The sequence below is a fragment of the Bacteroides caecigallinarum genome, from assembly GCF_021530995.1.
GTDB lineage: Bacteria > Bacteroidota > Bacteroidia > Bacteroidales > Bacteroidaceae > Phocaeicola > Phocaeicola faecigallinarum.
In genome coordinates this window covers 1-9,602 of the sequence record NZ_JADYTF010000126.1, presented here as the reverse complement: position 1 = coordinate 9,602, position 9,602 = coordinate 1, and the positions used below count along the sequence as shown (strand labels likewise).

Below are 9,602 nucleotides of genomic sequence, written 5' to 3'. Positions count from 1 at the left end.
CCCCCAAGCATGATATAGAAAACTGCTGTTCATTACTGTACATTTGTTTGTGGTGATTCAAATATACAATTTGTTCAGCGGTTTTCTTCGTTAATTAACAACTATCACGCGAAATGTCGGATGAACCTTATCTTCTACAGTAGCTTCTTTATCGTTTTTTTCCTCCTTATCCTTTATGCCGAACAGCCATCTGAAGAATCTTACGAATATGTTTCTTTTCTTAACTTTTATTGTCTTGCTTTCTACTGATGTATCCTTTTCAGACTGTTTTTTGATAAGAGTAGAGTCGTTACCGATTGAGTCGTTTACAACAGTTATGCTGTCGCTCAATATCTTCTTTCTTAGTACGCTATCGTTCAGTACACTATCGTTCAGTACACTATCGTTCAGTACACTATCGTTCAGTACGCTATCTGTAGACAATGTATCAGGCTTTATGATTGTACTGTCATTTAACACTCTGATACTATCAGCTGATGTTATATCTTTGATAGGACTGTTGTCTATTACCGCTGGTTTTGGTACTGGAACCCTGAATGCAATAGGAACGGAGTATTTACATCTTACCTTCACTCCATGGTCAGAAGCCGGAGTCCATCGCGGCATACCTTTTATAAGGTTCATCGCAACAGAATCAAGTGACGCTTCAAGCTTTCTGACAACTCTTGGAGATGTGATATCACCGTTTTTCTCGACCACGAATTGCATTACTACCACACCCTCAATCTTGTTTTCCTTTGCCAGTTCCGGATATTTCAGATTTTTGTCTATATATCTTTTGAAATATTTCATTCCTCCTGGATATTCAGGCATATTCTCTACGTTGGAGTAGATTTTATCTCCGCTTTTTGGGCGCATTACAATAGGGTATGCGTCTTTCTGATTCATGAGGAACGGACTGACGGTCATAGACAGATTTTCCATACCGTCGGCTCTGATTATAATATAATGATTGAAGTCTGCATCTATGGAGAACAAGCCTATCTCGTCAGTAGTTGCATATCTTCCAGTTCCTTGTATGCTAACAGTTGCACCGGTAATAGGTTCTCCATTTTCTGTAGTTACAATTCCTTCTATATAGAAAGTACTGTTTTCCTGTTTGAATTTTAATATGTCTTCTTTGGTATCTATACAGAAATCAAGAACATTATTCTCTTTATTAAGTGTAAATGTCTTTTCAGGATTTTTTGGATCTTCATTCAGATAAATGTTTGCTGTTCGCGTATAGTTTTTGGGAACTTCGTATTCAAAATTGATTATTCCACATGAATCAGCTCTATAAATATCGCTTCTACCTGTTATTTTCAGGAAAACTTTAGTTTGTGGTTCTCCAATGGAGTTTTTTATTTCTACTGTGAATTTAGTTTTTTCTTCTTCGCTGATATTGTTTGTTACAGAACTGGCACTCACTTTAAAAACGGTGAGTAAAATTGTAATTATTATGTAAAGGTTAATTCTTTTCATTGATTTTATCTAAATAAAAAAAGCTTTGCAAACGTTTTTAAAACCTTTTGCAAAGCTAATAGTATTCTCTCTTATAAGTATAAGATGAATTGTTAATAATGATGAACTTACAGTCTGTTATTGTGTAATAGCAGACTTTTTCTTCAGACGGAAATATTTTCTCACTCTTTTGAGTTTCTCTTCCACATGTCTGTGGCTTATCTGTATTTGTCTGCGATAAACTATACAGGTAGTTATGAAATATATTCCGGTATGTAGCCACAATGCCCTGAATTCCGGAAGTACGTCAGACAGGGTAGCTCCCATGCTGTTTATTCTCACGAATCCGTTTATGCCGAATGTAGAAGGGAATATCCATGAAACAACCTTCCAGAAATCCGGAATGGCAGCTCCAGGCCATGATATACCTGAAATAAACAACAGAGGTACAGATGTAAATACATATATCATCATACACGATTCACGGTGATGTATGAATATGGAACATGTCATGGCAAAGAAGATACAAGCCAGCAGATACGGAAGCATGAATAACAATAAAGTTATAGGATCCGGCAACTGAACCAGGCTGAACATTTTAGGAACGGCACACAGCACGTATGCAGATACAATGGCATATATCAGGAAATATGCCAAAGATTTTCCTAAAACTATTCGTAATGTTCCATTATATTTTCTGCTTAACGGAACTAGGTCCTGAAATTTGTTTGTCTCCCTTGCAGTTCCCGCAGAAAGTCCTATTCCAAGCAGCAATGTCTGCTGGATTATCAGCACCAGAACGGCTGGTATAAGGAAACTGGCAAAGCCGTCCTGCGGATTGAACAGTGACACTTCCTCGTATTCCAGCGGGGCAGTACTTATTTCATCCTGGCGTGCGGTGGTATTTCCCATTCGCTGGATTTTTATATCCTTATTCATGTCGAGCGACACGTTGGTGGTAGCCATCAGCAGAGACTTGTAATAGAGCAAACCGCTCATGTCGCTGAAGATACTTACCGAAGTCTGTTTCCCTTGAGATATATTTCGCGCAAATTCTTCGGGAATGTATATTATTCCATACACCCTTCCTTCTTCGATAAGGTTCTGTGCCTCCTCCATGTCGGCACAATAGGACTGTACCTTGATGTCAGGAGTGGCGTCTACCATTCGTATGAATTCCCTGCTCAACGACGAACGGCTGTTGTCGACCACGGCAGCAGGAACATCCCTTACCACTTCTTGTGTATATATAAATGCATAGACCAGAGGGTATGCCAGAGGGACAAGAATGAAGAATATAAGTACCCCCTGATCCTTGAATACATTCTTCAATTCTCGGGCACAAATATGGAACAGACTTGAAATACCCTGACGGACAATATTTCTAAACGGTTGATGTTTCATAATTCAATAGGGTGTTAAGGGAGATATACGTATGTTTCCATAATCTGCCTTAGTTTCTTCAGTACAAAGAAAGGCAATAGCAGGAACAGCATTAGTGCAACTACCGAATGCCAGGCATAGATTATAGGGTAACCGTTCAGTGCCTGGTTAACGTATAGCAGAAAGTAGTGCCTCAACGGGAACAGGTTGCTCAGAGCCTGGAGGGTAGGGTGCATTGCCATCACAGGGAATGTAAATCCTGAAATGGAGAATGACAGTACTCCCCACAGTGATGCCGCACTGAGGGCAAGACGCATCGAACCGAACAAACCGTAGAAGAAAATGCCTACAGACTGCGACGCCAATACAAGCAGCAGTCCTGCCATTATCATAGAGAAGATTCCTCCGTGACATGGGAAATGCAGAAATCCGTACAGATAAATATTATGGAATGTTGCCATAATAAAGAATATCAGTGTCTGAGGAAGAATCTTTCCTATTAGCGCCATAACTATGGAATTGTCTGCCAGTGCCATAAGTTCTTTTCCTGTATTTTCCTTTATCTCCGTTCCTAATGTGTATGCTGTGGTCATGAATATCAGCAGCATAAGCACACCAGGGAAAAGAGTGTTACACAGATAGATGGAATAATTCAGCCACGGATTGTTTATGGCATGTGTATCTATAACAATGGGTTGCAGAAATCCCATTGCCTGATCCTCGGTAGCTCCTTTGGCATAGAGTGTTTCCCTTCCTACGGCTCCTCCGGCAAGCTCGGACATCGTCCTCATATCTCTGTAAATCAGTGATCCGGCAATAAGATATGAGTAGTTGGCGTAGAACGAAACCTTAGGCTGCCGGCTGGCGAGTGTTTCCTCGGTAGTACCTTCAGGTATGTAGTAGAAAGCATATATTTCGCCTCTCTGTACGGCTTTACGGGCTTCCGCCACACTGCTGTAATGTGCCACTATCTTTGTCTGCTGGAAAGCATCCAGATTTCTGATTATGTTTCTTGTGGTAGATGTGTTGTCGAGGTCCACCACCCCCGCAGGCAAGTCTGTCGGCAGTCCGTTACTCATCAGAGTAGCGAAAAACACATAACAGAGCAGAGGTGCGATAATCATACAAAACAGATACATCGGTTTTGTAGCGATACGAAGCACCTCGCGCCTCATTATCTTTATAAGTTTATAGGCGGTATTCGACATATTCAGTTTATTTATTTTTCAATTATGGCAGACATTCCAGGACGCAGGTTCTCTACAGTTTCAACAGCTTTTGCTCTTACTTCAAAAGTCTTGAGGTCGAACTGTCCTGTAGTCTTTGTTGCTTTCCATGCGGCATAGCTTCCCAAGTCCTTCATATAGTAAACCTTAAGTACGGCATCCTTTTCAAGGGCAGGAATGTAAGCCTTTATTTCTCCACCAACAGTGAAGTCTTTAAGTAAATCTTCTCTTACGTTGAATGTAACCCACATATCATCCATCTGTGCAACATTCATGATTGGTGCGCCTGTGCCGACCAGTTCGCCTACTTTAGGGAAAATTTCAGTTACTTCGCCGTCTGCAGATGCTACAAGATAAGTCTCGTTTATATAAGATGATACCTCAGCCACAGCACCTTTAGCGCGTTCCACCTGAGCGGCAGCCATAGCCTTATCTTCTGCCTGAGCTCCGTTCTTTGCCATTGTGTATTGTGCGTTTGCAGCCTTTTCTGTAGCTTTCATTGCTTCGTACTGGGCTTTAGCCTCGTCTCTTTTTTGTTCTGAAACCACTCCCTGCTCAAACAGATTGTTTACTCTATTATAAGATTTCTCAGCTATTTCCAGACCGGCTTTAGCCTTCTGCCACATTTCGAATGCGGCCTGAAGCTGTTCGGCACGAGTACCTTTGTTTGCTTTCTGGTTCATGGCAAGTGCAGCCTGTTCTGCTGCCTGAGCCTGCATCAGTTTGGCCATCACGTCCGGTGCCTCAAGTATGGCAAGTGTGTCGCCGGCTTTTACCTGATCACCCTCTGTTACGAAGTATTTCAAAATACGTCCCGGTACCTTGCTTGAAACCCTGTATTCGGTAGCTTCAGCCTGTCCCTGTATGATTTCCGGACCTTTACCAAGAGTGAAGAATCCAATAACGCTAACGATGACTATAGCAGCCACCAATGTGAAAAATGCCAGCAAAACGTTGCTGTGTTGTGATTTATCAGCCATATTTTTTTATTATTTTAATGTTCCCATTGATTTTAGTAAATACAGTTCGCTCATTTTCATGTCTATCTGAGCATCTATTTTGCCCGATTGTGCAGAAAGCCAGGCTGTCTGTGCCTCAAGCACGTTGCTTGTAGGTATCATTCCTTCCTTGAAGCCAAGGGTTGCAAAACGGAGGTTTTCTTCAGCCTTGTCCATGTTCTGTTCTGCCATGTGAAGCTGTTTTGTAGCTTCGTTCACCTTATATGAGCTTTGTGTCACCTGAAGTTCCACTTTTTCCTTTACATCTTCAAGCTGGTATCTTGCAATGTTTGCTTCAGCTTTTGCAGCTCTGACTTTATAGATACCTTCTCCCCAGTGGAACACAGGAACTTTCAATACTACTCCTGCAGCCCAGAAACCTCTGAATTTGTTTTCGAAACCGTTAACAAGTGAAGGATTTGTTACTGCATAGTTTGCTGTAAGGGCAAGTGAAGGAAGGAATTCCGAACGTACCACGTTAACTTTCTGTCTGTATATCTGCGATGCCAGTTCAAGGCTTTTAAGTTCATGTCTGTTGGCTAAAGCAGTGTTTACATTACTTTCGGTATATAAATTAGGAAGTGTAAGGTTGTCCATATTTTCATCTTCCAGAGAAATATCTGTATCAAGAGGCAAACCGCATATCTGGCATAAAACCATCTTCGAAAGGCTTAGTCCGTTTTCCACTTTCAATAGAGTCACTTCAGCCTCGTTTTTCTTAACCTTAACGCTCAGGCCGTCTGCCTTTGTGGCAACACCTTCGGCTATCATCTTGTCGATATCCGAATCAAGAGTTTCAAGCAGTTTGAGATAGCTTTCGGCCAGTTTCTTTTTGTTGACCAAAGATACAACCTGCCAATAAGCCTTGTCTGTATTCAGGATAAGGTCTTCAATACCGGTAGCATGTTGCATCTGTGCAAGCTGTTCTGCATATTTTGTTATCTTGTTATAAGCGATGATTTTTCCGCCCATGAACAATGGTTGGGTTAGGGTAGCAGCACCTGCAAACATGTTTCGTGTGTCTGTACGGAAAGCGTCAACAAGCCCTTGACCAACTCCGTTAAGTCCGGCAGTAAGTCCTGGAATCATACCTTGCAGTGGTTCAAGCAGTGATGCCAGTATGGGATTTGATGCTGCAATTTGTTGAAATTGTTGTTGCAGTTGTGCTCCGGTTGCAGTACCGATGTTGCTGATTGAATTTTTCTGCTCGTCGCTGAGTAGTGAAATTTCTTTTTGCGTACGCATGTAGGTTGCCATAATATCGAATTTAGGCAGATAGTTGGTAAATGCAGCCTTCTTATTATAATGTGCAGCATTTATTTTTTCCTGTGCTATACGCAGTTCCTTGTTATTCTGGATAGCAAGGTTTCTGCAGCTGTCCAATGACAGGATGCGTTGGCTGAAACCGTCAATTGTTATTCCCGCCAATAGGATTAAACTAAGAAATCTTTTCATACCAAATAAAATGTTTTTATTGTTTGGTTGTTTATGCAACATTGCAAATATATGCCTTAATAACAAAAAAACAAAGTATATTGTTGAAAAGATTTTAAGTTTTTTATTCTATAATTGCAGATTTAGGTTTTAAGTCAATAGAGTTATTAAGACGATATTTATCAACAATACTTCTCGATATCGTTTCTGATTCATCTGCATTAGGGAAGCTACCTGTTTCTATATGCTTGAAAATTGGAATCATTATTGAGTCTTGCTCTGTTCCAAGTTCTCCAAGTTCTCCACTAAAGTTCTCTGAAATCTCAAAATCAGGTTTCAGTCCACTGGTATAATAATCACTGAAATCTTCAGCATTGCTTAACAGGCTGTTTGTAAGCCAAAATTCAAGCATTGGTGCTTTAACTTCGTCTGTGTAGAGTTGTTGTGCTACATTTTTTCCGAATGTTGCGGTACCTACCTGTATAAGTCTGCCAGACATATAGGGTTTCAAGCAGTTGATTACTATTTCTGATGCCGATGCTGTGCTGCCTGATGTTATTACGTACAGGTTTTCGTAATTGATTGGAGAGCCATTGGCAAGCATTGACTGCTCAAAGTTCAGAATATCGGTTTTGTTGATAATATCATTATGAGTCATTTTCAAGAACGTATTTCCCAATGCTTCCTGTGGAGCCAGATTAGTGGAAATCATTTGGGCTGTAGTGACATATCCTCCTGGATTATATCTCAAGTCAAGTATTATATCGTTAATATTCTGACCTGCGATATTTTTGAACAGTTGGTTCAGCTTTTCGGTGTCATTATTCCCAAACTCGTTATACATTATGTATGCAACCTTTTTCCCTCCACGTTCTGTTATTTCAGATTTATACAGATTATTGTTCTCTACAATTCTTGGTGCAGGCATCTGTACTGTTTGCAATGTATCAAATCCAGTTCCATTCAGCTTACCCATGGTGAATAGATATGCTTCTTTAGGCGATGTGATATAGAATAAGTCAGAGCTGTTTATCTTTTTGTTATTGGCTGCGATAATCAGGTCACCTCTTTTTAATCCTACTTCATCTGCTGGCGAGTTCTCTTGTGTATAAAGCACTCTTATACCGTATGAACCGTTTTCGGCTCTAACTATTGTTCCCTCAAAACCGAAAGTTGGAGTAGTGGAAGCACTTCTTGTAACATATACCGAATCTATATGTGAGAATGTGGTCCCTGATTTTTTGTCTTGTGATGATACTACAGTAGTAAGGAATTCACTTGGACTTTTGAAGAAGTTTAGAGAATTCCTATCAGGCAAATCCTGATAATAGAGATATTCTCTTTCCATGGTTTCATACATCCACGTCTGAGTATTGATAAGTGCATAATACTCTCCTGAGCGATCAACACCGCATGAAGAAATAAGGGCGGCTGTTGTTAGTCCGCCCAATATTCCCAATATATTTTTTTTCATTTTATTCTCAGTGTGTTTATACATACCGTGTTTTACTTCAAGTTAAATGAGTTCTGTCCTATCATATTTCCATCAGCGAAAATATATACGTTATAAGTTCCTGACGGCATGAATTCTTCTACATCCCAATATACGGTGACAGACTTTTCTTCGCCTGTATATTCTATCATCTTCTTTATGGAATATGAGATGTTTCTGTCTTCGTAAGCAAATGTATTCGAATCACTCTTTGAAAGCACTTCATTGTCCGGTTTTGCAATCCTTACGTATATTGTTTTGTTACCGGTTTTAGCCGTTATATTTTTTACTATAGTAAACGAAATGGCAAGCTTCTTTACATCTTTTGCTCTTTTCGCTTCACGATTACGTTTGTTCAGCGGTTCTGTTACGATGTTTGTAGCATCAAGTTGCGATGCCAGTGTAACTTTCTCATTTAGTGATTCCTTTTCTTTTGCCAGGCTGGAAATCTGTCTTGTAGCAGCACTGTACTTGCTTTTCACCTCCTTGTTTTCTTCCTGAAGCGCAGCATTGATTTTATTTAAAGAGTCAATCTGAATGACGTAAGTTCTCAATACGGCTCTTACTGTTTTCAGTTCCTTCTTCAATCTCATTATTTCTGCGGCATTACTGGTCTTCACCTGACGGAGTTCTTCAAGCAGCCTTTGTGTTTTCAGCTTTTCGCTTTCCAGTTTCTCCCTCAGTGAGTCATTGTTAATCTGTATCTGAAGTTCGTCATACTGCGTGGCGAATGTGCTGTATTCATTCTCCATTTCCATTTTTTCAATTTCATAGAGTTGTGTCATTTCCTTGTTTTGCTGCATCTGGTGGATGGCAAAGAAAGATACACCTGCCACGATTATCGCAAGTACTACTATTGTAATAATCAGAGATTTATTTTTATCCATATTTTTGTTTGTTTGTAATGTGCCGCAAAAATACAATAATTATGTAAAGATGTAAGACTTTACTCTCCAAAAAAAATATAATATGCCATTATTCGAATATAACTTTATCCGTTGGATCCGTTGTCCATTTGCGGAATGTTATATTAGGATAATTTGATTGGTTTTCTTCTATCCAACTGTTGAGGAGATTTGCTAAATTCTCTTTCTCCACTTCAATATCGGAAAATGTTTTGTAGGTACATGATTCCGAGTAAGGGTTTTTATAATAAAGCTTACCGTTGTCTTCGTAATTTTTGTGAATTATACAGTGGTTGAATATCCCTTTGTTATCATAACAAATACCATAGTATGAGGATTTATATTCTGTTATAAGAATATTGTACAAATATCCTGTGTTAAATCTAGAGATACATGCAGAGTATTTTGAAGTGGTATTTTTATTTATATTATTGTTTATCCTGCAATTTAGTATATTCCCATTGTTCTGATATACAAATATTCCCAATATCGCGTTGTTGCTTCCTAATATCAGGTTGGAAATACTACTGTTGACAATTGTTCCTTTATTAAGGAATGATAATCCACCGAATGTTTTTCTCTCTTCGTCTGTTTTCATGTTTATTAAGCCATTGATTAAATGAAAGTTATCAATAATCCCATAATTATGATTAACAAACAGACACCCTGCAGTGGCATTGTTAAATTCAGGATGATCAAATGAACATTTGTCAATTGTCAG

The 9,602-nt window shown here is 39.4% G+C and carries 8 protein-coding genes; all 8 read right to left on the bottom strand.

The window, feature by feature from the left end; all coding sequences use genetic code 11:
- Positions 1 to 90: 90 nt before the first annotated feature.
- On the bottom strand, positions 91 to 1,464 hold the full coding sequence (locus I6E24_RS13880; RefSeq protein WP_235329136.1) for an energy transducer TonB: 1,374 nt from the start codon (positions 1,462 to 1,464) through the stop codon (positions 91 to 93).
- A gap of 117 nt (positions 1,465 to 1,581) precedes the next feature.
- Positions 1,582 to 2,847, bottom strand: coding sequence for an ABC transporter permease (locus I6E24_RS13875; RefSeq protein ID WP_235329134.1), 1,266 nt, complete (start codon positions 2,845 to 2,847; stop codon positions 1,582 to 1,584).
- 14 nt (positions 2,848 to 2,861) lie between these two features.
- A complete protein-coding gene (locus tag I6E24_RS13870) occupies positions 2,862 to 4,034 on the bottom strand; it encodes an ABC transporter permease (protein ID WP_235329132.1) in 1,173 nt (390 codons plus the stop codon).
- Between the two features lie 11 nt (positions 4,035 to 4,045).
- Positions 4,046 to 5,032 carry an HlyD family secretion protein gene (locus I6E24_RS13865; RefSeq protein ID WP_204401328.1) on the bottom strand — a complete coding sequence of 329 codons (987 nt, stop codon included), beginning with the start codon at positions 5,030 to 5,032 and terminating at the stop codon, positions 4,046 to 4,048.
- A 9-nt stretch (positions 5,033 to 5,041) separates the two neighbouring features.
- Entirely contained in the window at positions 5,042 to 6,505 is a 1,464-nt protein-coding gene (locus I6E24_RS13860) for a TolC family protein (RefSeq protein ID WP_235329130.1), read from the bottom strand.
- 103 nt (positions 6,506 to 6,608) lie between these two features.
- Positions 6,609 to 7,958, bottom strand: a complete 1,350-nt coding sequence (locus I6E24_RS13855; RefSeq protein WP_235329128.1) for a S41 family peptidase — start codon at positions 7,956 to 7,958, stop codon at positions 6,609 to 6,611.
- Between the two features lie 32 nt (positions 7,959 to 7,990).
- Complete coding sequence (locus I6E24_RS13850) at positions 7,991 to 8,863, bottom strand: hypothetical protein (RefSeq protein WP_235329127.1); 873 nt, start codon at positions 8,861 to 8,863, stop codon at positions 7,991 to 7,993.
- An 88-nt stretch (positions 8,864 to 8,951) separates the two neighbouring features.
- A partial coding sequence (locus I6E24_RS13845) for a hypothetical protein (protein WP_235329126.1) occupies positions 8,952 to 9,602 on the bottom strand: 651 nt, incomplete at its 5' end.